At 70.3% G+C, this 26,012-nt stretch carries 22 protein-coding genes and 1 tRNA gene; 8 read left to right on the plus strand and 15 right to left on the minus strand.

Going from position 1 to position 26,012, the window contains the following annotated elements:
- Nucleotides 1-9: 9 nt before the first annotated feature.
- The 5 genes from Adu01nite_RS29540 to Adu01nite_RS29560 form a co-directional block, all read right to left on the minus strand.
- Complete coding sequence (locus Adu01nite_RS29540; RefSeq protein WP_203731477.1) at nucleotides 10-1,113, minus strand: bifunctional RNase H/acid phosphatase; 1,104 nt, start codon at nucleotides 1,111-1,113, stop codon at nucleotides 10-12.
- The gene (locus Adu01nite_RS29545) at nucleotides 1,110-1,844 is read right to left on the minus strand and encodes a zinc ribbon domain-containing protein (RefSeq protein WP_203731479.1); all 735 of its coding nucleotides are present in this window, start codon (nucleotides 1,842-1,844) and stop codon (nucleotides 1,110-1,112) included. Before Adu01nite_RS29545 ends, Adu01nite_RS29540 begins: the two co-directional genes overlap by 4 nt.
- Nucleotides 1,841-2,683 carry a Nif3-like dinuclear metal center hexameric protein gene (locus tag Adu01nite_RS29550; protein ID WP_203731481.1) on the minus strand — a complete coding sequence of 281 codons (843 nt, stop codon included), beginning with the start codon at nucleotides 2,681-2,683 and terminating at the stop codon, nucleotides 1,841-1,843. Before Adu01nite_RS29550 ends, Adu01nite_RS29545 begins: the two co-directional genes overlap by 4 nt.
- Nucleotides 2,684-2,702: 19 nt before the next feature.
- On the minus strand, nucleotides 2,703-3,287 hold the full coding sequence (locus Adu01nite_RS29555; protein WP_203731483.1) for a flavoprotein: 585 nt from the start codon (nucleotides 3,285-3,287) through the stop codon (nucleotides 2,703-2,705).
- A gap of 91 nt (nucleotides 3,288-3,378) precedes the next feature.
- The gene (locus Adu01nite_RS29560; RefSeq protein WP_203731484.1) at nucleotides 3,379-4,608 is read right to left on the minus strand and encodes a helix-turn-helix domain-containing protein; all 1,230 of its coding nucleotides are present in this window, start codon (nucleotides 4,606-4,608) and stop codon (nucleotides 3,379-3,381) included.
- A gap of 252 nt (nucleotides 4,609-4,860) precedes the next feature.
- Here Adu01nite_RS29560 and Adu01nite_RS29565 point away from each other — a divergent pair, with 252 nt between their 5' ends.
- Nucleotides 4,861-5,508 carry a bifunctional DNA primase/polymerase gene (locus Adu01nite_RS29565; RefSeq protein WP_203731486.1) on the plus strand — a complete coding sequence of 216 codons (648 nt, stop codon included), beginning with the start codon at nucleotides 4,861-4,863 and terminating at the stop codon, nucleotides 5,506-5,508.
- A 187-nt stretch (nucleotides 5,509-5,695) separates the two neighbouring features.
- Here Adu01nite_RS29565 and Adu01nite_RS29570 read toward each other — a convergent pair whose 3' ends face one another.
- Together Adu01nite_RS29570 and Adu01nite_RS29575 are read right to left on the minus strand one after the other, a co-directional pair.
- Complete coding sequence (locus tag Adu01nite_RS29570) at nucleotides 5,696-6,292, minus strand: helix-turn-helix domain-containing protein (RefSeq protein ID WP_203731488.1); 597 nt, start codon at nucleotides 6,290-6,292, stop codon at nucleotides 5,696-5,698.
- Nucleotides 6,289-7,146 (minus strand): hypothetical protein, encoded by an 858-nt coding sequence (locus tag Adu01nite_RS29575; RefSeq protein WP_203731489.1) that lies wholly within the window; start codon nucleotides 7,144-7,146, stop codon nucleotides 6,289-6,291. Before Adu01nite_RS29575 ends, Adu01nite_RS29570 begins: the two co-directional genes overlap by 4 nt.
- Nucleotides 7,147-7,404: 258 nt before the next feature.
- Between Adu01nite_RS29575 and Adu01nite_RS29580 the strand changes: the two genes are divergently transcribed.
- The gene (locus Adu01nite_RS29580; RefSeq protein ID WP_239132783.1) at nucleotides 7,405-7,920 is read left to right on the plus strand and encodes a ribonuclease FAU-1 family protein; all 516 of its coding nucleotides are present in this window, start codon (nucleotides 7,405-7,407) and stop codon (nucleotides 7,918-7,920) included.
- Between the two features lie 71 nt (nucleotides 7,921-7,991).
- On the plus strand, nucleotides 7,992-8,252 hold the full coding sequence (locus tag Adu01nite_RS29585; protein WP_203731491.1) for a hypothetical protein: 261 nt from the start codon (nucleotides 7,992-7,994) through the stop codon (nucleotides 8,250-8,252).
- A gap of 62 nt (nucleotides 8,253-8,314) precedes the next feature.
- Here the strand turns inward: Adu01nite_RS29585 and Adu01nite_RS29590 are convergent.
- The 5 genes from Adu01nite_RS29590 to Adu01nite_RS29610 form a co-directional block, all read right to left on the minus strand.
- Nucleotides 8,315-8,386: transfer RNA gene (locus tag Adu01nite_RS29590), tRNA-Val, on the minus strand.
- An 8-nt stretch (nucleotides 8,387-8,394) separates the two neighbouring features.
- Complete coding sequence (locus Adu01nite_RS29595) at nucleotides 8,395-8,862, minus strand: peroxiredoxin (RefSeq protein WP_203731493.1); 468 nt, start codon at nucleotides 8,860-8,862, stop codon at nucleotides 8,395-8,397.
- A 61-nt stretch (nucleotides 8,863-8,923) separates the two neighbouring features.
- Nucleotides 8,924-9,355, minus strand: a complete 432-nt coding sequence (locus Adu01nite_RS29600) for a DUF3052 domain-containing protein (RefSeq protein WP_203731495.1) — start codon at nucleotides 9,353-9,355, stop codon at nucleotides 8,924-8,926.
- A 101-nt stretch (nucleotides 9,356-9,456) separates the two neighbouring features.
- On the minus strand, nucleotides 9,457-11,727 hold the full coding sequence (locus tag Adu01nite_RS29605) for a thiamine pyrophosphate-dependent enzyme (RefSeq protein WP_203731497.1): 2,271 nt from the start codon (nucleotides 11,725-11,727) through the stop codon (nucleotides 9,457-9,459).
- A gap of 217 nt (nucleotides 11,728-11,944) precedes the next feature.
- The gene (locus Adu01nite_RS29610; RefSeq protein WP_203731499.1) at nucleotides 11,945-17,188 is read right to left on the minus strand and encodes a fibronectin type III domain-containing protein; all 5,244 of its coding nucleotides are present in this window, start codon (nucleotides 17,186-17,188) and stop codon (nucleotides 11,945-11,947) included.
- Nucleotides 17,189-17,420: 232 nt separating this feature from the next.
- Here Adu01nite_RS29610 and Adu01nite_RS29615 point away from each other — a divergent pair, with 232 nt between their 5' ends.
- Nucleotides 17,421-17,825 carry a YjbQ family protein gene (locus tag Adu01nite_RS29615; RefSeq protein WP_203731501.1) on the plus strand — a complete coding sequence of 135 codons (405 nt, stop codon included), beginning with the start codon at nucleotides 17,421-17,423 and terminating at the stop codon, nucleotides 17,823-17,825.
- Between the two features lie 164 nt (nucleotides 17,826-17,989).
- On the plus strand, nucleotides 17,990-20,728 hold the full coding sequence (gene aceE, locus Adu01nite_RS29620) for a pyruvate dehydrogenase (acetyl-transferring), homodimeric type (protein WP_203731503.1): 2,739 nt from the start codon (nucleotides 17,990-17,992) through the stop codon (nucleotides 20,726-20,728).
- Nucleotides 20,729-20,795: 67 nt separating this feature from the next.
- Here aceE and Adu01nite_RS29625 read toward each other — a convergent pair whose 3' ends face one another.
- From Adu01nite_RS29625 to Adu01nite_RS29635, 3 genes are read right to left on the minus strand one after another with little or no spacing between them, the layout of a single operon-like run.
- Nucleotides 20,796-21,266, minus strand: a complete 471-nt coding sequence (locus Adu01nite_RS29625; RefSeq protein ID WP_203731505.1) for an SRPBCC domain-containing protein — start codon at nucleotides 21,264-21,266, stop codon at nucleotides 20,796-20,798.
- The gene (locus Adu01nite_RS29630) at nucleotides 21,263-21,598 is read right to left on the minus strand and encodes an ArsR/SmtB family transcription factor (protein WP_203731507.1); all 336 of its coding nucleotides are present in this window, start codon (nucleotides 21,596-21,598) and stop codon (nucleotides 21,263-21,265) included. Before Adu01nite_RS29630 ends, Adu01nite_RS29625 begins: the two co-directional genes overlap by 4 nt.
- Before the next feature lies 1 nt (nucleotide 21,599).
- A complete protein-coding gene (locus Adu01nite_RS29635) occupies nucleotides 21,600-22,133 on the minus strand; it encodes a dihydrofolate reductase family protein (protein ID WP_203731509.1) in 534 nt (177 codons plus the stop codon).
- A 104-nt stretch (nucleotides 22,134-22,237) separates the two neighbouring features.
- On the opposite strand from Adu01nite_RS29635, the gene Adu01nite_RS29640 reads away from it, so the two are divergent.
- The 3 genes from Adu01nite_RS29640 (at nucleotide 22,238) to Adu01nite_RS29650 (ending at nucleotide 26,005) form a co-directional block, all read left to right on the plus strand.
- Nucleotides 22,238-23,497, plus strand: a complete 1,260-nt coding sequence (locus Adu01nite_RS29640; protein ID WP_203731511.1) for an MFS transporter — start codon at nucleotides 22,238-22,240, stop codon at nucleotides 23,495-23,497.
- A gap of 13 nt (nucleotides 23,498-23,510) precedes the next feature.
- Nucleotides 23,511-24,917 (plus strand): glutamate--tRNA ligase, encoded by a 1,407-nt coding sequence (gene gltX / locus Adu01nite_RS29645; protein ID WP_203731513.1) that lies wholly within the window; start codon nucleotides 23,511-23,513, stop codon nucleotides 24,915-24,917.
- A gap of 419 nt (nucleotides 24,918-25,336) precedes the next feature.
- Nucleotides 25,337-26,005: a hypothetical protein gene (locus Adu01nite_RS29650; protein ID WP_239132784.1), complete on the plus strand. Its 669-nt coding sequence runs from the start codon at nucleotides 25,337-25,339 to the stop codon at nucleotides 26,003-26,005.
- Nucleotides 26,006-26,012 lie beyond the last annotated feature (7 nt).

The following is a 26,012-nucleotide window of genomic DNA, read 5'->3' on the forward strand; positions in this document are numbered from 1 at the left end:
CGGCCGCGATCAGCGCAGGTGGGACGTCTCGTTCACGGAGCGGACCGCGATGTTTCCGTCCGGCCACACGTCCATCGTGGAGACGCCGGCGGCGTCCAGGAACATGCGGTGCAGGAAAGCGTCCGACGCCGCCAGCGCGTCCTTCAGGATCAGCTTGATCGGCGAGACGTGCGAGACCAGGACCACGACCCCGCTCGGGTACGACTCCTTGACCGTCGCCATGACTCCCCGAACACGCTTCGAGACCGCCTTGAACGACTCGCCACCCGGCGGCGCCACCGCCGGGGAGGACAGCCACGAGCGCATCTCGTCCGGCCAGCGCTGCTGCACCTCGGCGAAGGTCAGGCCCTCCCAGTCACCGAAGTCGCACTCGATCAGGTCGGGGACCACGGTGACGCCGACCCCGCCGACCTCGGCCGCGATCAGCTCGGCCGTCCGCGTACACCGGGCCAGGGGTGAGCTCAGCACGGCCGTGACGTCGCGGCTGATGCCGGCGACCCGGCCGCCGGCCGCCATCGCCTGGGCCTGGCCCTCGTCGGAGAGCGGCACGTCACCGCGGCCCGAGTAGCGGCCCTGCGCGGTCAGCGCCGTCTCGCCGTGCCGGACCAGGATGATCCGGGTGGCATTGTCCAGCGACGGCGGCGCCCAGGAGGCCGGGGTGACCGCGTCCTCGGCCACCGAGACCTCGGGAGCCGAGCGCGGAACCTTGCCGGTCGCCTCGTCCATGGCCCGGTTGGCCAGGGCGTCGGCGGCCTTGTTGCGCTCCCGCGGGATCCACTCGAAGGTGACCTTCTCGAAGCGGGTGACCAGCTCCGCCGCCGTCGCCGCGAGCGGGCGCAGGCCGGGGTGCTTGATCTGCCAGCGGCCGGACATCTGCTCGATCACCAGCTTCGAGTCCATCCGGACGTCGACCTCGGTGGCGTTCAGCTCGGACGCCGCCTTCAGGCCCTCGATCAGGCCGGTGTACTCGGCGACGTTGTTGGTGGTGACGCCGATCGAGCCGTACCGCTCCAGCAGGATCTCGCCGGTCGGGTGGGCCCGGACCACCGCGCCGTAGCCGGACGGGCCGGGATTTCCCCGGGAGCCGCCGTCGGCCTCGATCGCGACTCTCACAGCCCGGACTCCGCCGTGCGCACCATGATGCGGCGGCACTCCTCGCAGCGGACCACGTCGTCGGCCGGGGCCGTCTTGACCCGGTTGAGGTCGGCGCCGTAGAGCTCGATGCGGCAGCCGCCGCAGCGGCCCGAGCGGAACAGCGCCGCGCCCAGGCCCGAGTCGGTGCGGATCTTGTCGTAGAGAGTGACCAGGTCGGCCGGGAGGTCGGCGGCGAGCGGGCCGCGGCTGGCCGACTTGAACTCCTCCTCCTTGACGATGTCGGCGAGGGCCTCGTCGCGGCGGCGCTCGGCGGCCGCGCGGCGCTCGACGGCGGACGTCAGGCGGCCGCGGACCTCGTTGAGCGTGGCCTCGGCGGTCTCCCGCTGCTCCATCAGCTCGAGCTCGGCGTCCTCCAGCTCCGACTGCCGCCGGTTGAGGGTGGCCAGCTCGTGCTGCAGGCCCTCGATCTCGCGGACCGCGCCGCCCGCGTCGAGCCGCTTCTGGTCCCGGTCCTTGCGCTGGCGGACCTGCTCGATGTCCTTCTCGAAGCGGCTGATGTCGCGGTCGATGTCGTCGACGGCGACCTGCGCGCGGACCCGTTCGTCCTCGAGCGCGGACAGCTCCCGGGACACCGTGTCGATCTCGGCGAACTCGGGCAGGGACTTGCGCCGGTGGGCCAGCTGGGCCAGGGCGGTGTCGACGGCCTGCAGGTCAAGCAGGCGACGCTGGGCTTCCGGGGCGGCCTTCACGGCTGGGTCTCCTTCTCCGAGGAACTGAAAGCATGAACGGTCCATGGGTCGGTGTCCACGTCGGACACCGTGACCGCGACACCGAGTTCGCCGCGCAACCACCCGGCCACCTCGTCCAGCCAGGGCCGCTCGGTCGCCCAGTGGGCGACGTCGAGCAGAGCGGGGCCGTCCTCGGCGAGATGCTCACTGGCCGGGTGATGGCGCAGGTCGGCGCAAAGGTACGCGTCGACGCCCGCTCGCGTCGCATCGGGGAGGAACGAGTCGCCGGCGCCACCGCAGACCGCGACGGTCCGGACCGGCCGGGCCGGGTCGCCGGCCGCCCGGATCCCGGCGGTGGTGGCCGGCAGGCGGTTCGCCGCGAAGCCGGTGAACTCGGCCAGGTCCATCGGCTCGGGGAGGGTGCCGATCCGGCCGATGCCACGACCGCCCTCGCCCGACGGCACCAGCGGCCGCAGGTCCTCCAGGCCGAGGCGGGCGGCGAGCGCGTCGGAGACGCCCGGGTTGGCCACGTCCGCGTTCGTGTGCGCCGTGTAGAGAGCGACGTCACCGCGGATGAGCCGGTGGATGATGCGCCCCTTGTACGTGTCGGGGGCGATCGTCGACACCGGCTTCAGCAGCAGCGGGTGGTGCGCCACGATCAGGTCGGCGCCCACGGCGAGGGCCTGGTCGACCGTCTCGGGGACGCAGTCGACCACGCACAGGACCCGGGCCACCGGGTGTTCCAACGCGCCGAGCACCAGGCCCACCCTGTCCCAGGACTCCGCCCAGTCCCGGGGATAGCGCCGGTCCAGGGCGTTCACCACGTCCAGGACGGTGGGTGGTGCGGCGTTGTCGGTCACGGCCGACAACTCTATCGGGCTAGGTGGCCATGCCCGGCTCGACTCGGCTTGTCATCGTCACCGGGTTGCTGACCGCCTGCAGCGCCCGCCGCCATGGGAACTGCCCGCGGTAGCGATCCGTCTGGCCGGGGCCGCCCAACCGGCACACATCCTCGCCGTAGAGGACGTGCACCCCCCAGTCGCGGAGCTTGGCCAGGCTGTCATGCAGCGCGGGGTGCAGGGCCATCACCTTGTTGGTGTACGGGACGACGGCCGTCGGCACGCCGTAGCCGTAGCCCTCGACCAGCAGGCCGAGGACGAGCGTGTCGGTGATCCCGGCGGCCCACTTGTTGACCGTGTTGACCGTGGCCGGCGCGACGATCATCGCATCGGCGGCGGGCAGCATGTCCGGATCGCCGGGACTCTTGTAGTAGGTACGTACCGGATGTCCGGTCTGTGCCTGAAGCGCGGCCACGTCGACGAACTTGCGCCCGTCGGGAGTCGTGATCACACACACCTCCCAGCCTTCTTGCTGGGCCAGGCCGACCAGGATGCCGACATCACGGGCGATGGGCGAGCCACAGACCAGGATGTACAGCACGCCTGAAGAGGGATTACCGGTCATCACGGGCGGACCCACCGCCGAGCTGGCCTGCGTTCCGCGACTCGGCGATCATTCGCCGTCGTGGCCGCGGCCCGTAGCCTCCCCGCTCCACTCATACGCCGACTCCCATCTGCTCGGCCAACTCCGCTATCGGAGCCGGCGGCGTGCCCCGCGTCCGGCGGAGTACGTCGGAAAGAACCTCGTGGGCGAGCGGGCGGCAGCGGATCTCCGACGGGGCGAGCCGGTCGCCCTCGAGGAGCATCTCGCTGGCCTTCTCGATGTTGCCGATCTGGGTGTAGCCACGGGCGATGTCCAGGAAGTGGTGTGCCCGCCGTTCCGGCAGCATCGCGTTGAACCCGACCGGGTCGAGAACCCGCTCGTGGGTGTCCACCGCGGTGCGGCCGTCGCCCAGCTCGACCGCCGTGGCGCAGCGATGCAGCTGCACGTTGGTCGGGCCGAAGCTGGTCCAGTAGTAGTTGAAGTCGCCGCCCAGCTCCAGGGACGCCTGTTCGGCGCCGCAGAGCAGGTCGCGCACGGTCGCGCTGTCGCCGATGCGGGCCGCGGCCATGGCCCCGTTGAGCAGCAGCATGCCGTAGACCGAGAGCCGGTCGGCCTGCGTCTGCTCGCGGCTCGGTGCGAGCCGGTTGGCGATGTTGACGTTGACCTCGAGCGCGGGACGGACCCGGCCGAGCGCCAGCAGCGCACTGCCGACCCGGTAGCTGGCCAGCCCGGCGAGCAGCTGGTCGCCGGCCCGCTGGGAGACCGCGATGGAGCGGTCGGCGGCAAGCCAGGACAACTCGTGCTCGCCGACCTTGCGCAGTGCCGAGGAGGCGATCTGGTAGACCTGCCCGAGCAGGTGCGCCGCGTCCTTGGCCTCCGCCGTGGTGGCGTGGGCGCTGTCCGCGGCCTGCGCGTCGCGCAGAAGCTTGGGCAGGGTCCGGGCCAGAACGCCGTACTTGGCGTGCTGGTAGGTCAGCCAGGCATGGCTGACCGCTTTGCGCATTTCCGACAGTGGTGGCGAGTTAGGCACAGCCTGGAAGAAAGCGCTCATCTGGTCATAACGCTCCAGAGCGGCGCGAATCTCCTCAACTTCCACCTGATCGATGCAGTTCTGCGTTTCCGGCCGGCGTTCCACGTCCTTGCCCAGCAACAGCTGGACATCGACCTGGAGTACGTCGGCGATCTCGTAGACGACGGAGAACTTGTCAAGTCGGCGGACCCCGCGCTCCACCTTGTCGACCCAGCTCTTGGACTTTCCCAACCGGTCCGCGAAGACCTGCTGGGACATCTTTCGTCGACCGCGCCAATAGGCGACGCGGCGGCCGATCGGCAGCTCGTCCACGGTGCCTCCCCCGACTCCCCGGCGACCCCCGCCGGCGAGCCCTTGTGTCATTTGCAGCCTGACCCGTTCACCCGCACGTGCGTCGCACAGCGTGTGTGATCGCCTGCTCACCGATGCTCGTAGTTTTCAGTGCAACTTGCAAAGGGTGGATCTGATGGCCCAACGAGGTGTGTCGGGCTTGGATACGGTGCCGACGACTGATATGGCCGACGGTCCACCCGGATTTCCTCCAAGACCGGGGGTAGTGGAGCCATGCAGTGGACCACCGATCGACCGTTTGTCCCACTTGACCGGTTGCGAATGCGCCGTCATGCGGTGCGTTTCGCGGCGCACGGCTGGGCGGTGACGCCCGGCGCCTTCCTGACCGGTCACCGGTTCGCCTGTGGACGGCCCGGCTGCCCGATCATGGCCGGCCACCCGGCCATGGAGTCCTGGGAGGACAGCGCCTCCACCGACCCCGGCCTGGTGCACCGCTGGTGGCGGCACCGGCCCTACGCCGTACTGCTGGCCACCGGCCGGCGGTTCGACGCGCTCGAGGTGCCGGCCTCGCTCGGCCTGCGCGTCTTCGGCGCGACCCGACTGCACCGGGCCGGCGCCGGCCCGGTCGCGGTGACCGCGGCCGGCCGCTGGATGTTCCTGGTGCGGCCGGGCCTGCCACTGCGCGCGGAGCTGGACCGCCGGATGGACGTGGTGCGGCACGGCCGCGGCTCGTGGATCCCGGCCCCGCCCACCCGGATGCCGGAGGGCCCGGTGCGCTGGGCCGTGTCGCCCGAGCAGACACAGTGGATGCTGCCGGCGCCCGAGCTGGTGCAGGGCCTGCTCGCCGAGGCGATCGGGACCGTCCGCGAGCCCCGGCTGATCGTGCCGCGACAGTTGTCGACGAGCCGCCGGGCCGCCTGAGGACAGTGATGTCCGACCGACCGCCGGATCGTTAGCGCAGGTAGCGGACGGTTCATGGGCATCGGCGGGGGCACGCATGTCGACAGACAACGTAGTTGCATTATGGGTGACGGTCGAGTCACTCAATGGAATGAACCTGCGTGATCGAGGGGCCGGCACCCGGCCACGCGGATCCCGCCCGACCGGATCACGTCCCCCCGGAACCCCCCGGCGGAGCTGACGGGCGGGCCCGGACATGGATCCGGGCACCCTGGCTGTCGAAGATCGTGAGGAACTCGACCGGCTCGCCGCCGGCGGCGCCGAACCAGTGCGGCACCCGGGTGTCGAACTCGGCGGCCTCGCCGGCCGGCAGGATCAGGTCGTGCGGGCCGAGGATCAGCCGGAGCCGGCCGGTCAGCACGTAGAGCCACTCGTAGCCCTCGTGCGTCTTCGGCTCCGGCTCCTGCCGCTCGCCCGCCGCGATCACGTGCTTGAACGCCTGCGGCCCGCCCGGATTGCGGCTCAGCGGCAGGATCAGCTGGCCGAACCGCTTGATCGGCCGGGCGTAGACCCGGGGGTCCCCGGTCGGCGGCGCGCCGACCAGCTCGTCCAGCGGCACCCGGTGGGCCTGGGCCAGCGGCAGCAGCAGCTCCAGGGTGGCCTTGCGCTGCCCCGACTCGAGGCGGGACAGGGTGCTGACCGAGATCCCGGTGGTCTCGGCCAGTGCGGCGAGCGTGATCCCCGATCGGCGGCGCAGCGCCCTCAGCCGGGGGCCGACCTCGCGGAGCACGTCATCGGTCGTCACGGCACCAATGATGCGGCAGCGGCGAGCTCCCGGTAGGCACCGAGCACCACGGCGGTGCGATCGGCCAGCTCGGGCGCGGACTCGGCGGGCGGCGCGCCGGTGGTGAGCCGGGCCAGCGCCAGCCCGGCCTGCCGGGCGGTCGCGCCGATCCGCTGCTCGCGGACGAACGTCTCGCCGGCCAGGGCGGTCTCCTCGATGCTGCGCAGGATGCGGTTCGCCTGCCCGGCGGAGGTCAGCCACAGCTCCTCGGTGCGCTCCCGCTGTTCGGCGAGGGCGAGCGCGGCCGGGCTCTCGGCGGGAACGTCGCCGACCCGTACGCCATCGAGGCCGGCTCGCAGCCGGCGGATCTCCTGCCGCCGGACCAGCAACGATGCCAGATCGTCGAGAGCATGGGTGAGGGTGCGGTCGGCTTCCGCTGGGTCGATCATGCCGGGAAGCGCCGGCCAGGCGCGGCGGATCCGGCGGGCGACGGCGAGGGCACGGCCGTAGGCGGCACGCTCCTCGGGGGTACGCAGGACGCGGGCACCCTCCGTCCGCGGGATCGCGAAGGTGGTCCGTTGCGCGCGGCGGCGGTCGTCCCAGCCGGCCAGGCCGAGGGTGGTGAGGATGATTCCGGCCAGCAGCAGCGCGGGCACGCCGGCGGCGAACATCAACGTCGAGACGAGCAGCAGCGGAAGGCTGACCCGGGCGAGGAACGTCACGCGGACCTCGCGGCTTCGCCCGCTCGGGGTGACCGGGAGGAATTCGGTCACGGTTCCGGTGCGGTTGCGGCGGGCGCGGCCGGTCCGGGTCTTCAGCGGGTACGCCGAGACCACCGTCTTCTCGGCATCCGCGCCGATGTGCAGCTCCGCCACCTCGAAACCCCTCCGCTTCGCGAGTTACCCGTTGCCGGGTTTTCTGGGCGGGCCCGATCGCCGAGGGGATGTCCGACCGGGGCCCGCCCACCGGTGGGTGCTCCCCGCCGGCACCAAGAGGAATCGGTTCCCGGCGGGGGCGAGTTGAAGGTTCCCGTGTTGCTTCCCGGTTGCCGCTCCGGTGAACGATGCGGCAACGCTTGCCGACCATGTCGCCGCGGGCATGTCCGCCGATGATGATCGATGTAGCCTCTCCGGGTGACTGCCGTCGATCTGGTCCTCCGCAAGTTCGACGGTTCGCCGCATCGCCAGGTCACCGCGCAGCTGCTCGGCGAGGATGCGTACGGCACGTGGCTCGCCACCCCGCGTGGGAGCGTGGTCAGTTACCACTACGGCAGCCGGCCGACCGGTCTCACCCGGGCCGACGCGGTGCGGCTGATCCCGGCCGAGGGCTGGTGGATGGCGATGTGCCTGGCCGAGCCGGACGTCCGCGACATGTATTGCGACGTCACCACCCCGGCCGAGTGGACCGGGCCGGCCGAGATCACCGTGGTCGACCTCGACATCGACCTGGTCCGCTATCGCGCCGACGGCCGGGTGGAGGTCGAGGACGAGGACGAGTTCGCCGAGCACCGGGTCTCGCTCGGCTACCCCGACGAGATCGTCGAGGGTGCGCTGCGCGCCGTGACCGAGCTGCACGAGGCCCTCAGCAAGAACGAGGAGCCGTTCACCGACCACTACCGCAAGTGGCTCGCCCAGGTGGGCCGCGCGTAGGCGAGGGGTGGCCGGGCCGGCCGTCTCCGCCGGCCCCGAAACTGTCAGAGGGTGACCCTAAAGTCGCTCCCATGAATGACACCGCGCTCCAGCTGTCCCCCATCACCCTCGACCGCCGGCTCATGGTGGGCGGCACCGACTACCAGGTGACCGCGTTCCCGGCCGACGATTGCCGCATCGACCTGTGCATCGTGAGCAGCGATCGCGACGGCCAGGTGATCAGCGAGCTCAGCGCCGGTCTCTCCCCCGGCGACCTGATCAACGTCACCGCCGTCCTGACCTCAACCCTGGCCGGCCTGATAGCCATGACCCAGCCCCCACCACCCCACTGAGACCCGGGCGCGGAAAGGCCCCCTGAGCCGCGTGTTCCGCGGACAGGGGGCCTCCGGGCCGGTGGGCGCGGTAGGTTTCGAACCTACGACCCCTCGCTTGTAAGGCGAGTGCTCTCCCACTGAGCTACGCGCCCGTGATTGGTCACTCTACCGGCAAGGCGGCGATGGCTGCGTCCCAGGCCGTCCGGTCTCGGGCCTCGCCAGGGCCTGCCTCCTCGGAAAAACGGATCACGCCCGTCTTGTCGATGAGGAAAGTGCCCCGGTTGGCGAAGCCTGCTTCGGAGTTGAAGACCTCGTAGCTGCTGGCCACCTCCCCGTGCGGCCAGAAATCGGCCAGCAGGGGGAAGTCGAAGCTCTCCTGGAGCGACCAGACCTTGTGGCTGTAGACGGAATCGACGCTCACCGCCAGGACCTGGAGGTCGCCGGTGGCGTAGCGGTCGATGTTGTCCCGAATACCGGTCAGTTCACCCTGGCAGGTTCCCGTGAAAGTCAGCGGGTAGAACACCAGGAGGACCGCCTTACGCTGCTGAAAGCCGCTCAGGCGTACCACTTGATTGTTCTGATCTTTGAGGGTGAAGTCGGGCGCGGAAGCACCCACCGGCAGCGGCATGGGCACAACCTTAACCGGACCGGCGCCAACGGACGCCGGCCGGCACGGAGGTCACAGCGAGCTACTTCTTCTTGGCACCCCTGGGGGAGACGAGCCGAGCACCCGTCCAGTCCTTGCCGGCGTTGACCGTCGAGGTCTGCTGCAGACCCGCCGTAGGGGCGGACTCGCTGACCTCGCTCGGTTCGACATGGCCGTCACGGCCGGCCTTGGGGGTCAGCAGCCACACCACGCCGTTTTCGGCGAGAGGGCCAAGGGCATCGGTGAGCAGTTCGAAAAGGTCACCATCGCCGTCTCGGTACCACAACAGCACCGAATCGACGACCTCGTCGGTGTCTTCGTCGACCAACTCGCCAACGCGTTCGGTCAGGGCGTCACGGAGGTCTTCGTCGACATCGTCGTCGTAGCCCATCTCCATGACCACCATGTTCGGCTCGAAGCCGAACCGGTCCGCCAGGCTGCGTACGCCGTCGGCCTGACCAGCGGTCGCGCTCACTGTCTAAGTCCTCCTAGCCAAGAATGAAATTGCCTAAAACCTGGGGGTAGTCCACACACTTGTCGCCCCGTGCGCAAGTGGCGCACCGAGTGTGTGGCAATTTACCGTGCCAGCAGGGCATGGGCACCCTGTGTGATGGCATCCTCTCCTACCAACACGTGTTGTGCGGCCGGTCCCAGCGGAATCAGCGAGTCCGCCGATGCGATCCGCCGTGCGGAACCGACGAAACCGCCGTCCACCAGGGCCGCGAGAATACCCTCACCGACCCCGCCGGACCGACGTGTCTCGTCGACGATCAGGACCCGGCCGGTCGCGGAGGCCTCCCGGACCAGATCGGCGGCCGGCAGCGGGCTGAGCCAGCGAAGGTCCACCACGCGGGATCCGTACCCCTGCTCGGCCAGCCGGGCGGCGACCCGCAGGGAGAGCCGGACGCCGTTGCCGAAGGTGACGATGGTCAGGTCGGCGGCGTTACCGACCGGGTAGGTGCGGGCCCGGCCGACCGGAGCGTGCTCCCCCGACCAGGAGACCGGCCCGGCGTACGGCGAGAGCCATTCGTTGTCACCCTGCTCGTAGAGGTCGCGGGTGTGGTAGAGCGCGATCGGCTCGAGGAAGACGCAGACGCTGCCGTCCGCCGCGGCCGAGGCCAGGCAGGTGCGCAGCATCGGGGCGGCGTCGGCGGGCCGGGACGGCACGGCGACCACCAGGCCCGGGATGTCGCGCAGGACGGCCACCGAGTTGTCGTTGTGGAAGTGCCCGCCGAAGGCCTGCTGGTAGGCGAGGCCGGCGATCCGCACCACCATCGGGTTGCGGTAGGCCCCGGACGAGAAGAACGACATCGTGGCGGCCTCGCCGCGCAGCTGGTCCTCGGCGTTGTGCAGGTACGCCAGGTACTGGATCTCCGGGATCGGCAGCAGCCCGTCCAGGCCGGCGCCCAGGGCCAGCCCGAGGATGGTGGTCTCGTCGAGCAGGGTGTCGAAGACCCGATCGGGCCCGAAGCGCTCGTGGAGCTTCTTGGTGACGCCGTAGACGCCGCCCTTGCGGGCCACGTCCTCGCCGAACACCAGCGCACCCGGGTCGGCGAGCAGCGCGTCGGTGAGCGTCGCGTTGATCGTCTGCGCGAGGGTGAGCGGCCCGCCCTGCTCCGGCAGCTTGCCGTCGAAGGCCTGCAGCCGGGCGGCCGCGCCGGGCCCGATCGCCCGGGTGGCGACCTCGGTGATCTCGTGGGCGACCCGCAGCGGCCGGCGCGGGGCCAGCGGGCCGACGATCTCGGCGACCGAGGACAGCTTGGGCTCGCCGAGCACCTCCTCGGCGACCTTGCGGACCTGCCAGCCGATCTCGTCGTAGCGGGTGACGACCTCCTCCGGGCTGAGCAGGCCGGCCTCGATCAGCATCCGGGCGGTGCCGATCACCGGATCGCGCTCGAGGTCCCGGTTGATCGCCTCGGTGGAGCGGTAGGCCACCTCGGCGTCGGCGCCGGCGTGCCCCATCAGCCGCACCGTGGACAGGTGCAGCACGGCCGGGCGGCGCTCGCGGCGCACGAAGCCGGCCGCCTCGGCCGCGGCGTCGTAGGTGGCGGCCAGGTCGCAGCCGTCGGCCGCCGAGTAGCGCAGGCCGGGGCGGGACGACAGCATCGCGGCCAGCCAGCCGTCCGGCGTGGGCACGCTGACGCCCAGCCCGTTGTCCTCGCACACCAGGAGCAGCGGTAGCCGTACGTCCGAATGCTCGAACCAGCCGGCGGCGTTCAGCGCCGCGGTGGCCGAGGCGTGGTTGGCCGAGGCGTCGCCGAAGGTGGCGACCACGATCGCGTCGGCCGGCCAGCGGCGATCCGCACGCGTCCGGGCCAGCGAGAACGCGAGCCCGACGGCGCGCGGCAGGTGCGAGGCGATCGTCGAGGTGGTCGGGATGATGTGCAGGTCGGCGCTGCCGAACACCTTGTGCCGGCCGCCGGCGATCGGCTCGTGCGCGCTGGCCACGACGCCGCGCAGAACGTCCCGGGCGGCGTCGGCGAGGCTCTTGGCGCGGGCGCAGAAGAACGCGGCCGAACGGTAGTGCAGCAGCGCCGGGTCGGTGGGCAGCAGGGCGGCGGCGACCGCGGCGTTGCCCTCGTGGCCGGACGAGCCGATGGTGTAAAAACCCTCGTTGAAGCTGCGCAACCAGCGGGCGGCCAGGTCGAGGTGGCGGCTGGCCAACTGGGCGTCGAACAGCTCGAGTGCGCGTGCCCCGGTCAGGGTGACGCCGTCGCGGACGGCGTCCTCGGCCGGCCGTCGGTTGTCGGGCGGCTGCAGCGCCGAGATCGCGTCGCGGAAACGCTCGTCGAGGTTCTGCGGGGTGGTCACCAGCCCAGCATCGCGGAAGGCCGCTAGGCCCGCCATGCCGGAGAGTGTCGCGAGACTGATCCGTCACGGTTTCCGGGGCACGGCGCCGGGGTCTTTGCTCTACTCGCGACATGACGATGCGGGTGGCCCTGCGGGCGCTGCTGCAGGCAATGCTGTGGATGACGCTGGTGGCGACGGCGTTCCTGATCCTGGATCTGTATACGTGACGGGCCGGAAGGGTTGCCCCTTCCGGCCCGCCGTCAGATCTGCCTCCCTACTGCGTGCTCGGAGGCGCGGACACCGTGATGGCGCCGGTCAGATACTTGGTGGTGGTGCTGGTGGCCGACGTCTGCGCGGCCGCCACGAGCGTCCTCGACCCGGCCGTGACCGTGGACGGGAGCGCCACCTCGACGGTGAACCCACCCTTCGAGTCGGTGACCGCGGTCGTCGTCACCCGGGTCAGCGTCGGGGTGTAGACGGCGAAGCTGACCCCCGAGTACGGGGCGAGCCCGATGCCGGTGACCGTGACCGTGCCGCCCACCTTGACAGTGCTGGACGACAGGGTCAGCGTGCCCCCGCTGGTCGGCAGCGTGGTCGCTTGCGCCGGCGCGACCGCGGTCAGGGCGGTTGCCTCGATCGGGGTGCTCGGCGCCGAGTTGAGCCCGGTCGTCGTCCCCCGCGCCACCACGGACACCGTGTAGGGGCCCGCCGCGGCGACCGTGATCGCACAGGAGGTGGCGGTCGCCACCGCGGTGCAGGCCGGTGACGTGGCGCCGTTGGTGGCGGTGGCCGTGTAGCCGGCCAGCCCCTCGGTGGAGGTGGCCGCCTTCCAGGACACGGTCAGGGCCTTGACGCCCGCGACCACGGTGACGCCGCTCGGCACGGCCGGCGGCGCCTTCGGGGTGACCGTGATCGGCGTGCTGGCGTCCGAGTAGCCGCTGGCCCCCAGGCCGATACTCGCCACGGTCACCGTGTAGGCGGCGCCGTTGGTGAGGCCGGTGACGGTGCAGGTCGTCGGCGTGCCGGTCGGCGTGATGCAGATCTTCCGATCGCCGGCCGTGTTGACCGCGGTGACCACGTACCGGGCGATGCCGTTGCCGACCATGGCCGGCGCCGTCCAGGTCACCACGGCCTGACCGTCACCGACGGTCGCCGCCACGGCGGTCGGGCTGCCCGGCCGTCCGGCGGTGGGCCGCACCCGCGGCGAGGAGACGCTCGCCGGCGAGAGGGTGCCGTCCTTCGCGACCGCGCTCACCGTCACGGTGTAGACCGCGAGGTTCGACACGCCGTTGATGAGGCACTCGGTGTCGGTGCTGATGGTGGTCTCGCAGGAGAAGCCCCCCGGCGTGGTCACCGCCCTGTAGTGGTCGACCCGCGTGACGTCCGTCGGCGCGGTCCACGACACGTCGATCTGACGATCGCCGCCCGACACCACGACGTCGGTCGGGACGGCCGGCGCACCGGGCACGATGGCCACGGATGCCGGGCTGAACTCCGAGTCGCCGCCGCCGGTCTTGCCGATGGCCTTGACCTGGAAGGTGTAGCTGGTCTTGGCGTCAAGACCGGACACCACACATGAGGTGGCGGTGTCGGAGGCCGGCACCGCGCAGTCGAGGCCGCCCGGGTTGGACAGCACCTTGTAGCCGGTGATGGCGCCACCGGTCGCCGGCTTGACCCAGCTGACGGTCACCTGACCGGCGGTGCTGGTGGCCGCGACGGTCGGCGCCGCGATCATCCCGGGCGGGCCCGGGATGATCGACACGGACGCGTCACTCGCGGTGGAGCGGTCGGCCGTGCCGTTGGCGAGCACCTGGAAGGTGTACGCCGTGCCACTGCGCAGCCGGTCGAAGACACACGTCAGCACGCGCACGCTGGTGCAACGGGCCGGCGCGCTCATGTCCGGCGAGGCGGTGACGGAGTAGCTCCGCACCGGACCGGCGCCGGTCGGCGCGACCCAGGTGACCTTCACTGCGTTCGTGCCGCTCAGCTCCACGGTGGGAGCAGCCGGCTTGGGCGGACCGGCCGTGGTGACGGTCTTGCTACGGTCACCCGGCGTGTCACCGCCGGTGCCACTCGCAACCACCCGGAACGTGTACGTGTTCGTCTCGAGCAGCTGACCGAAGTCACAGGTGAGCTCGGTGACGTCGGTGCACGCCGGCGACGTGATGGCAGTGTCCGGCGCGCCGGTCGTGTAGGCGTTCACGCTGTACTTCGAGACCGGACCGCCGCTGGACGGCGGCAGCCAGGTCACCCGGACCGTGTCCCCCGCGGTGACCTCGGTGGTCGGTGCGGCGGGCGGGTTCGGCTTGTTCGCCACGACCGCAGCGGTCGTGTCCGAGTTGGTGGAGCCGGCCTCGTTGGTCGCCTGAACGACGAACGTGTACGAGGCGGTCGTGGTCAGCCCGGTGAACGTGCAGGTCCGGTCGGCCGACGCGGCCACCGGGCAGGTCGCCGGGTTCGGCGTGGCTCCGCCGTCCGACGAGGTCGGCGTGACGACCCAGCCGGTGGTGAGGTTCGCGCCGGTCGGCGCGCCCCAGGTCACGGTGGCCGAGCCCGGCGAGCCCACGGAGACGACCACGTTGGCCGGCTTGTCGGGCTTGCTGGGGATCAGGGCCGTGGTGGTGGCCAGCGACATGCCGCCGGCATTGTTGGTCGCCTCGACCTTGAAGATGTACGACCTGGTCGTCACCAGACCGGTGAAGTCACAGGTCAGCGTGGCCGAGGAGACCTTGTCGCAGCCGACCGTCGCGGTAGTGCCGTCGGACGGGGTGGCGGTGGCCGTGTAGGTCGCCACGGCGCCACCGGAGCCCGGCGCGGTCCAGTTGACCGTCACCTTGCCGTCCGCGTTGCCCCGGACCGCCGTGACGGTGGCCGGCGCGCCCGGCTTGTCGGGAACGATCGCGGTCGTCGGGCCCGATTCATCGGCGCCCACGCTGTTCGTCGCCACGACGGTGAAGGTGTAGGGCGCGGTCAGCTTCAGCCCGGTCAACGTGCAGGACAGGGCGGTCGCCGCCACCGTCGCGCAGGTCGTCGGGATCGCCGCGGTGCCGTCGGTGGAGGCCGGTTTCACCTCGTAGCCGGTCACCGCCGCGTCGGCCGGCGCGGTCCAGCTGACCGTCACCTTGCCCGGCGCGTCGCCCAGCACGGCCGTCACGCCGCCCGGCGCGGCCGGCTTGTCGAGCAGGATCGCCGTGGTGGTGCCGGCCGAATTGATGCCGGAGTTGTTGGTCGCGTCGACCCGGAAGGTGTACAGCTCGCCCGGGTCCAGGCCCGCGATGATGCAGGTCAGCGTGGCCGCCGACACCGCGTCGCAGCCTACGGTCTCGTCGTCGCCGGAGTCGACGGCGGTCACCGTGTAGGTCTCCACCGCCCCGCCCGTGATCGGCGCGAGCCAGGTCACCGTCGCCTGGTTCTCGGCGGAGGCGGCAGCCGACACCGACGTCGGCACGCCCGGCTTGTCCGGCTGCACCGCGGCCGTCGGGGCCGCGCTCGTGCCACCGAGCATGTTCTCCGCCCGCACCGTGAACGTGTACTTCTTCGACGTGTCCAGGGTGGTGAAGGCGCAGGTCAGGGTGACCCCGTCGGTCTTGCAGTCGGCGGGTGCCGTGCTCGTGTCCGTCGGGGTGGCCTTGACGATGTAACGCGTGACCGTGCCGGAGGCCGACGCGGTCCAGGTCACATCCACCGCGCCCGGCGTGTCGGCCTGCAGGGCGACGCTGGGCGTCAGCGGCGCGCTCGGAACGTCCGACGCCAGCGGCGTCGCGGTGGCGTCCGTGGTGCCGGCGGTGTTCTTGGCCGTCACCTTGAACGTGTACGACTTGGCCGGGTCCAGCGCGGTCGCGCCGCTGAACGAGCAGGTCGTGGTGGCCGACGACGTCGCCGGGCAGCCCACGACCGCGGCGCTGCCGTCGGACGGGGTCGCGGTCACCGTGTAGCTCGCCACGGCACCGGCACCGGCCGCCGGGGCGGCCCAGGTGACGTCCGCATCGGTGGGCATGCCGCCCAGGGCCACGGCCACCGTCGTCGGGACGCCGGGCTTGTTCGGGATGATCGCCGTGCTGGCGTCCGAGTCCACCGATCCCAGGTCACCGACGGCGGTCACCTTGAACGTGTAGGACACGGCCGGGTCCAGGTCGGTGATCGTGCAGCTCGGGGTGGTCAGGTTGAAGCCACACCCGGCGGCGTTGGTGCCGTACTTGGTGCCGGTCGCCGGCGTCGCGGTCACCCGGTAGAAGATGACCGGCCCACCGGTGCTGTTCGCGGCCCAGCTGAGGACCACCTTGCCGGTGGCGTCACCCAGCGCGGCGGTCGGCGTGGCCGGCTTGTCCGGCAGCTGCGAGACGATCGCAGCGCTCCATTCCGAGGTGGTCGTGCCGGCGGCGTTGGTCGCCTTCACCTGGAACTGGTAGGCCTTGCCGTTCACCAGACCGGTGAAGTCGCAGCTGGTCTTGGTGGTCGTGGTGCAGTCCGGCAGCGCCGCGCCGTTGTCGGTCCGCTGGGAGCTCACCGTGTAGCTCGCCACGGTGCCGCCCTCGGGCGCGTCCCAGTAGACCGTGACGGCACCGGCGACGGCACCGAGTTCCACGGTCGGCATGGCAACCGTGCCCGGCTTGCCGGGGACGATCGCATCCGAGACCGGGCTGGGCTCGGACGAGCCGCCGCCCGGGTTCTCCCCGTTGGCGGTGACCGTGAAGGTGTAGGACCCGCCGAGATCGAGCCCGCCGACGACACACTCGGTGTCGGCCGGGCCGGGGATACACGTCGACACGGTCGGCAGCTTCGCGCCGTTGGTCGTCGCCGTGGTCACCATGTAACCGGAGAGCGCCTGGTTGCCCGAGGGCTTGCTCCAGCTCACCGTGACGGCGTTGTCGCCGGCCCGGGCCACGGCCGGCTTGGCCGGCGTGTGCGGCTTACCGGCGACCTTGGCCACCGAGGAGGCCCCCGCCGCGGACGTTCCGGTGGTTCCCGCGCTGGTGTTCACACCGATCGCGGTCACCTTGAACGTGTACGACGACTCGGCGGTCAGACCGGCGAAATCACAGGTGGTCGCGGACACGAGCGAGCCGCACGACCCGGTGAGCCCGTCCGACGGCGACGCGGTGATCCGGTACGAGTCGATACCGGCGCCGGGATCCGGCGCGGTCCACTTCAGCGTCACCTTGGTGGGGTCGCCGTTGAAGGCGACGGTCGGCGCACCCGGAGTTCCGGGCGGGCCGGGCGTGGCCGACGTGGCGTTGACCGCGGCCGAGCACTCGGTGTTGTCGGTGAGCGTCGCGCTCGTACAGGCCATGACCGTCGGGGTGTACGCCTGGTTCGCGGTGAGATTGGGGATCGAACAGCTGGTCGAGGCCGTGGCGCAGGTCTGGCCACCGGCCGCGGCGACGTAGTGGCCGGCCCCGCCGGCCGGCGCGGTCCAGGACACCAGGATCGCGCGGCGTCCGGCGACCGCGTTGGCGGCGGTCGGCGTTCCGGGCGCCGCGGCCGCCGCGGGGCTGGGGTTCGCCAGAACCCCGGCCACCGCCAGCAGGCCGCCCGCAGCCGCTGTTGCCCACCTGGAGACTTTTCGCCGCTGTTGCGGCGCTACTACTTGCACTACTTCCACCCCCGCGGTTAGTCCCGAAGACCTGACGGCCCGGGCAAGACTGATTCCCCCACAAGGTAGCCATTTCAGGGGTAAATCAGGCTCGAACCGGCTAATGGGGTGCCGCCCGCCCGGACCTGTGTGCTAATGCGGCTGGCAGACTCGGCCCATGCGCACCGAAGTGATCACCGTCCGGACCGGCGGGTCGCCGGTCGTCCGCGACATCACGGCCGAGGCCGCCGACTTCGTGCGGTCCGAAGCGGACGGACTGCTGCACGTCTTCGTCCCGCACGCCACGGCCGGCCTCGCGATCATCGAGACCGGAGCCGGCTCCGACGACGATCTGCTGACCGCGATCGACGACCTGCTGCCGGCCGAGGACAAGTGGCGGCACCGGCACGGTTCCCGCGGGCACGGCCGCGACCATGTGCTCCCGGCCTGGATCCCGCCGTACGCGACACTCCCCGTGATCGACGGCCGCATAGCGCTCGGGACCTGGCAGTCCATCTGCCTGGTCGACCCCAACGGCGACAACCCGACCCGCCAGGTGAGGTTCAGCTTCATCGCCGGCTGATTCATCGATGCGCCGAAAGTTACTGCTCAGTACGTGTGTCCCGGATCGCGGACACCCCGGGTACGCGTGACGATGCCCACCGCGAGGGGGCAGGATGGAGTCAACTCCGAGCGACTCACACAATGAGCCGCCCGGTTCCTTCCACCCGATCAAGAGGATTGCCTGTGGCCACGGAGCGCAAGCGCCCGGTAATCAGCGATGGCCTGCCGAGCCAGCTTCCGGACATCGACCCTGAGGAAACAAACGAGTGGGTCGAGTCCCTCGACGGAGTCATCGACGAACGCGGCGCCAAGAGAGCCCGTTACGTTATGTTGCGCCTGCTCGAGCGGGCCCGGGAGCGACAGGTCGGCGTGCCCCCGCTGACCTCCACGGATTACATCAACACGATCCCGCCGGAGCAGGAACCCTGGTTCCCCGGCGACGAGTTCGTCGAGCGCCGCATCCGGGCGTACATCCGGTGGAACGCGGCGATGCTGGTGCACCGTGCGCAGCGCCCGGAAATCGGGGTCGGTGGCCACATCTCGACCTACGCGTCGAGCGCCAGCCTCTACGAGGTCGGCATGAACCACTTCTTCCGCGGCAAGGACCACCCCGGCGGCGGCGACCACATCTTCTATCAGGGCCACGCCTCCCCCGGCATGTATGCTCGCGCCTTCCTCGAGGGCCGGCTGAGCACCCATGAGCTGGACGGTTTCCGTCAGGAGCTGTCCCACCCGGGCGGCGGCCTCCCGTCGTACCCGCACCCCCGGCTGATGCCGAACTTCTGGGAGTTCCCGACGGTCAGCATGGGCCTCGGCCCGCTGAACGCGATCTACCAGGCGCGCTACAACCGCTACCTGCACAACCGCGGCATCAAGGACACCAGCCAGCAGCACGTCTGGGCGTTCCTGGGCGACGGCGAGATGGACGAGGTCGAGTCGCTCGGCGCGATCGGCCTGGCCGCCCGCGAGGAGCTCGACAACCTCACCTTCGTGATCAACTGCAACCTGCAGCGTCTCGACGGCCCGGTCCGCGGTAACGGCAAGGTCATCCAGGAGCTGGAGTCGTTCTTCCGCGGCGCCGGCTGGAACGTCATCAAGGTCGTCTGGGGCCGGGAGTGGGACCCGCTGCTCGCGGCGGACACCGACGGCGCGCTGGTCAACCTGATGAACGTCACGCCGGACGGCGACTACCAGACGTACAAGGGCGAGTCCGGGGCGTACGTCCGGGAGAACTTCTTCGGCCGTGACCCGCGCACCCGCAAGCTGGTCGAGGGCATGTCCGACGACGAGGTCTGGAACCTCAAGCGCGGCGGCCACGACTACAAGAAGCTCTACGCGGCGTACAAGGCGGCCACCGAGCACACCGGCCAGCCGACCGTGATCCTCGCCAAGACGATCAAGGGCTGGACGCTGGGCTCGCACTTCGAGGCCCGCAACGCGACCCACCAGATGAAGAAGCTGACCCTGGACGACCTCAAGGGCTTCCGGGACCGCCTCTACCTGGAGATCAGCGACAAGCAGCTCGAGGAAAACCCGTACCTCCCGCCCTATTACCACCCGGGCGAGAAGTCCGACGAAATGCAGTACATGCTGGAGCGGCGCCGTGAGCTGGGCGGGTCCATCCCGTCGCGGCGCACCAAGCACAAGTCGCTGGCGATCCCCGACTCGAAGGCGTTCAGCGACGTCAAGCGGGGCAGCGGCAAGCAGAAGGTCGCGACCACGATGGCCTTCGTCCGCCTTCTGAAAGACCTGATGAAGGACAAGGAGTTCGGCCCCCGCTGGGTGCCGATCATTCCGGACGAGGCGCGTACGTTCGGTCTGGACTCCCTCTTCCCGACGAAGAAGATCTACTCCCCGCACGGCCAGACCTACACCTCGGTCGACCGGGAGCTCTTCCTGTCGTACAAGGAGGCGACCAACGGCCAGATCCTGCACGAGGGGATCAACGAGGCCGGGTCGACGGCGAGCTTCATCGCGGCCGGAACGTCGTACGCGACGCACGACGAGCCGATGATCCCGCTGTACATCTTCTACTCGATGTTCGGCTTCCAGCGCACCGCCGACGAGCTGTGGGCCGCCGCCGACCAGATGACCCGGGGCTTCCTGCTCGGGGCGACGGCCGGCCGCACCACGCTCAACGGTGAGGGCCTGCAGCACGAGGACGGTCACTCGCTGCTGATCGCGGCCACCAACCCGGCCGTGGTGTCGTACGATCCGGCGTTCGCGTTCGAGATCGCGCACATCATGGAGAACGGCCTGCACCGGATGTACGGCGAGAAGCAGGAGAACGTCTTCTACTACCTCACCATCTACAACGAGCCGATTCTCCAGCCCGCTGAACCCGAGGGTGTCGACGTGGAGGGCCTGCTCAAGGGCATCTACCGGTACCGTGCGGCGCCGGCGGCCAACGGCCCGAAGGCGCAGATCCTGGCGTCCGGCACCGGCATGCAGTGGGCGCTGAAGGCTCAGGATCTGCTGGCCCAGGACTGGGGGGTGGCCGCCGACGTCTGGTCGGTGACCTCCTGGACCGAGCTGCGGCGCGACGCGGTCACGATCGAGGAGCACAACCTCCTCAACCCGGGCGACCAGCCGCGGAAGCCGTACATCCAGCAGAAGCTGGAGGGCACCGAGGGCCCGGCCGTGGCGGTCAGCGACTTCATGCGGGCGGTGCCCGACCTGATCGCGCGCTGGGTGCCGAACGACTACACGTCGCTGGGCACCGACGGCTTCGGCATGAGCGACACCCGGCACGCGCTGCGCCGGCACTTCCACGTGGACGCCGAGTCGGTGGCCGTGGCCACGCTGCGCCAGCTGGCGCTGCGCGGCAAGGTGCCCGCGCACGTGCCGGCCGAGGCGGCCAAGAAGTACGCGATCGACGACGTCACCGCGGCGCCGGTCGGCGAAACGGGCGGCGACAGCTGATCCGGTGAAGATCGGACGATGGGCCCCACCGGCGACGGTTGGGGCCCATCGCCGTCCGCGGAGCGTTTCAGCGGATGAAGCGCAGCCGGGCGACCACGAACTCGCCGAGCTTGTCGAACTGCTGGTTGGTGCCGAGCAGCATGTAGCTCTGGATCATGTCGGTGAGGTAGCCGGCGAAATGGTTGGTCATCTCGGTCCGGTCGCCGCCGAGGTCGGTGAACGTGATCGTGGACTTGCCGCCCCCGATGCCGCGCTGGCCGTCCCACTCGTACTCAAGTAATTCTGGTTCTTCGACCCTGGTGAACCGCATGTCGGACGGGTACTCGACGCCGTCGTCGTCGGTGACCATGGTCAGCCGGAAGACGCCGCCCGGGCGCAGGTCGAGCTCGATCGTGCTGCGCGGGGTGTGCATGCCGGCCGGTCCCCACCACCGGCAGATCTGGCCGGGGTCGGTCCAGGCCCGCCAGACCAGCTCGCGCGGCGCGTCGAAGACACGCACGATGTCGAGCTCGCGGAAGGTCATCTCCTCGTCGGTCACTGCCCCGTTCCCTTCATCAACGTCCGCAGGTGATCGTCGAGCTTGTCGAAGCTCGACTCCCAGAACTGCCGGTACCGGCCCATCCACTCGGTGGCCGCGCGCAACGGCTCGGCCTCCAGGCGGCAGGGCCGCCACTGCTTCTCCCGGCCGCGGGAGATCAGGCCGGCCCGTTCGAGCACCTTGAGGTGCTTGGAGATGGCCGGCAGGGTGATGTCGAACGGCTCGGCGAGCTCGTTGACGGTGGCCGGCCCGTCGGCCAGCCGGCCCAGGATCGCCCGGCGGGTCGGGTCGGCGAGCGCGCCGAAGACGACGCTGAGCTGATCGGTGGCCACCTCAGGCCGGCACGTACGTAACCACCTCGACGCCGCTCGCGGTCTTCCAGGAGTCGGCCAGCGTCAAGGCGATCTTCGTGCCGTCGTCCCAGAGCTTGCGCCCCTCTCCCTGCACCACCGGAAAGACCATGATCCGATATTCGTCGATCAGGTTGTGCCTGGTCAGATAGTTCACCAGGCTCGCGCTGCCGTTGATCAGCAGAGTGCCCGGCTCGGTCTTCAGTTTGGCCACCGCGTCGGCGACCTCGCCGGCGATGAAGCTCGCGTTCCACTCCGGGGTGGTCAGCGTGGTGGTGGCGACGTGCTTGGGCATCGAGTTCATCTTGACGCCGAAGTCGCCGGTGGCCTCCTCCATCTGCGGCCAGGCGGCCTTGAAGCCCTCGTAGGTCTTGCGGCCGAGCAGCAGCGCGTCGGCTTCGCGCAGGTTGCCGGCCTGCCACCCGGACAGCTCCTCGTTGAAATAAGGCCCGCTCCAGGACGGCTCCTCGAAGACGCCATCGAGCGTGGTGTATTCGACCGCGACTACCTTGCCCATTTCACCCTCCGGTTAATTAGCTAGTCGGTAAAGTATGCCCCTCAAGAGCCTCTCGTCAAGCTGTCTGACATTCCGTAAGCTCTTCGCTACGGAGAGGAGACTCGATGGCTGTCACCGGCAGAGCCAAGGGAACTCCAGCACTGTCCGAACCCGTCGTGGCCGTCCGGCGCACCTGGATCGGCCTGCTCTTCGCCGCCAATCTGGGCCTCTGGATGGCGTATTACACACCGCTTCAGGTGTTGCTGCCCGAGCAGATCGAAGACCTCGGCATCGCGCACAAGGAGCTCTGGCTCGGCATCGTGACCGGCATCGGCGCGATCGTCGCGGTGGTGGTCAACCCGCTGGCCGGCGCCCTCTCCGACCGCACCCGGCTGCGCTTGTTCGGCCGCCAGTGGGGCCGGCGGCACATCTGGACGGCCGGCGGCGCCCTGCTGACCTTCCTCTGCCTGCTCGTCCTCTCGATCGCGCCCAACCTCTTCTGGATCACCGTCGGGTGGGCACTGGCCAACATCGGCATCAACGTCATGCTGGCCACCCTGACCTCCGCGGTCCCCGACCGGGTGCCGGTCACCCAGCGCGGCCTGGTCTCCGGCTGGATCGGCATGCCGGTCGCGCTCGGCCTGGTGGTCGGCGCCGTCCTGGTCACCTCGGTGGTCACCACCCCGCCCCCGGGCTACCTGATCATCGCGATCGGCCTGCTCCTGCTGGTGGCGCCGTTCGTGCTGCGCACCCCGGACGACCCGCTCGGCGAGACCGTCGTCCCGCGCTTCTCGTTCCGGGCGTTCCGGGTCGACCTGCGCGCCAACCCCGACTTCGGCTGGGCCTGGGTGACCCGCTTCCTGGTCATGCTCGGCAACGCGCTCGGCACGCTCTACCTGCTGTATTTCCTGACCGACGCGGTCAAGCTGGACGACCCGGAGACCGGCCTGCTCTACATGATCCTGCTCTACACGGTCGGCATGGTGGGCACCGCGATGCTCGGCGGCTGGCTCTCCGACCGGGCCGGCAAGCGCAAGATCTTCGTGGTCTGGTCCGGCGTGGTGATCGCCGTCGCCGCCACCCTGCTGGCGATCTGGCCCACCTGGGGCGTCGCCATGGTCGCGGCGGTGCTGTTCGGCGCGGGGTTCGGCGTCTACCTGGCGGTGGACACCGCGGTCGTCACCCAGGTCCTGCCGGCCGCCGCCGACCGGGCCAAGGACATCGGGGTGATCAACATCGCCCCCTCGGTGTCCCAGGCGCTCGGCCCGGTGCTGGCCGCCCCCGTGGTCGCCTTCCTGGGCGGCTATCCGACGCTGTTCGTGCTCACCGCGATAACCAGCCTGGCCGGAGCCCTGGCCGTGCTGAAAATCAAATCCGTCGCCTAGGTACTCTGGTCGGGTGACTGTTCGCGTACGTTTCGCCCCGTCCCCGACCGGCATGTTCCACGTCGGCGGCGCCCGCTCGGCGCTGCAGAACTGGATCTATGCCCAGCAGCACGAGGGTGTCTTCGTGCTCCGGATCGAGGACACCGACGCCGCCCGGAACCGTCCGGAGTGGACCGAAGGCATCATCGCCGCGCTCGACTGGATCGGCATCGAGCGCGGGACGTACGAAGGCCCCTACTACCAGTCGTCCTACGCCGCCGACCACACCGCCGCCGCGACCCGCCTCTACGGCGAGGGCAAGGCCTACTACTGCGGCTGCAAGCGGGATGACGTCATCGCCCGCACCGGCAACCAGCACTCCGGCTACGACGGCTTCTGCCGCGACAAGAATTTGGGCCCCGGCGACGGCCGCGCGCTGCGCTTCCGCACCCCGGACGAGGGCGAGACCGTGGTCGAGGACCTGGTCCGCGGCAAGCCCACCTTCGAAAACAGGCTGATCGAGGATTTCGTCATCGCCCGCGGCGACGGATCCCCGCTGTTCCTGCTGGCCAACGTCGTGGACGACGTGACCATGGGGATCACCCACGTGTTCCGGGCCGAGGAGCACCTGCCCAACACGCCCAAGCAGCAGCTGCTGTGGGAGGCGCTCGGGCACACCCCGCCGATCTGGGGCCACGTCCCGGTCATCGTCAACGAGAAGCGGCAGAAGCTGTCGAAGCGCCGCGACAAGGTCGCCCTGGAGTCCTACCGCGACGAGGGCTACCTGGCCGCCGCCATGCGCAACTACCTGATGCTGCTCGGCTGGGCGCCGTCCGGCGACCGGGAGATCGTGCCCTGGTCGGTGATCGAGGACGAATACCGGATCGAGGAGGTCAACCACGCGCCGGCCTTCTTCGACGTGAAGAAGCTCCGGGCCTTCAACGGTGACTACATCCGCGCGCTCGCGCCGGACGAGTTCGCCGCCTGCTGCGCGCCCTGGCTGCAGGGCACCGACACGATCCCGGCCCCGCCGTGGGACCCGGCCGCTTTCGACCTGCGGGTGTTCTCCGAGGTCGCCCCACTCGCCCAGACCCGCATCGCGGTGCTCTCCGAGATCGTCGACTACGTCGACTTCCTCTTCCTCGACGAGCCGGTCCGCGACGAGGCCTCCTGGGCCAAGGCGATGAAGGGCGACGCCGCCGAGATCCTGGACGCGACGACGGCCGCGTTCGAGGCGCTCGAGGACTGGTCGGCCGAGCCGCTGAAGGCCACGCTCGAGGGGGTCGGCCTGGCCCGCGAGCTGAAGCTGGGCAAGACCCAGGCGCCGGTCCGGGTCGCGGTCACCGGACGCTCGGTGGGCCTTCCGCTCTTCGAATCGATCGAGGTGCTCGGCCGGGAGCGCACGCTGCGTCGCTTGCGCGCCGCGCGCGCCGCTCTCTAACTCTTCCGGTACGCCGAGGAAACTCTTTCGGTACGAAGGACGACGCTTTCGTTCACCCAAACAGCGATTTCGGTACGCGGTGAGCCGGGCCACCGGCGAGCCGCGTATCGATTTCCTGGCCTTTATCGTATTTGCCGCCCAGGACGCCATCGCTTCCCGTCGTTCCGGTAACGAAAACCGCTGAGCGGGTGACCGAGCACCCCTCCGCTTGCGTGTACTGGGTACTATTCGGCCCGCTGATCAACGGCCGTTGTCGTCGCGTCGGTCATCCCCAGATGGCTCCAATTCGTCCGGCTCGAGATGCGTCCGGGCACGAGTCCGGGAAGGCTGAGGGTGTTTGGCCGGGCCGCGATCCACCGTCGCGACACGACCAGCGAGGACACGCAGCCATGTCCACCACGGGGCGGGGAGGCCGGACGATGGTTCGAGGGGCGATCAAGAAATTGATCACCGGTGCGGGGGCGATTGCCGTCGCGACGATGCTCACGCTGGGTGCCGCGCCGGCCGCACACGCCGCGCCGAAGCCGGCCCCGAAGCCGACGAGCGTCCAGATCGTCGGGAACGACATCGACGGCACGCTCATCGTCGACCCGGCCGCCGGTTCGCGGCTGTTCGACGCGCTGCTCGCCGAGGTCAGCTGGATGGGCACGGCCACGCCGCAGACCACCGCCCCCAAGGCGGACAAGCTCGGCGTGAAATACACCCTCACCGTCATGCAGAAGACCGCCCCGCAGATGGTCTACGAGCTCTACCCGAACGCGGCCGGCGGCCCGCGCGCCCACCGCCCGGCCAAGCAGCCGTCGGCGATCGGCAAGACGACGGCCGACGGCTGGTTCTACGGCCGGCTGACCATGTCGGAGACGCTGCGGCTCAGCGGTGTGCCGCTGAAGGCCAAGCCCGACGTGCTCCCGGGCGGCATCGGTGGCGGCATCGGCACCGACCTCAAGTCCGGTGAGCTCGACCCGGTCGCCGGGATGAGCCACTTCCTCAGCGAGATGCGCCGGCTGCTGCTGCTCAACGGCGCGGTCCTGGCGGTCATCGTGTTCGGCCTGGCCGGCATCGCCTTCATGATCCGCCGCAAGGTCTGAAGCCGCA

It is taken from the genome of Paractinoplanes durhamensis, assembly GCF_016862175.1.
Taxonomy (GTDB): domain Bacteria; phylum Actinomycetota; class Actinomycetes; order Mycobacteriales; family Micromonosporaceae; genus Actinoplanes; species Actinoplanes durhamensis.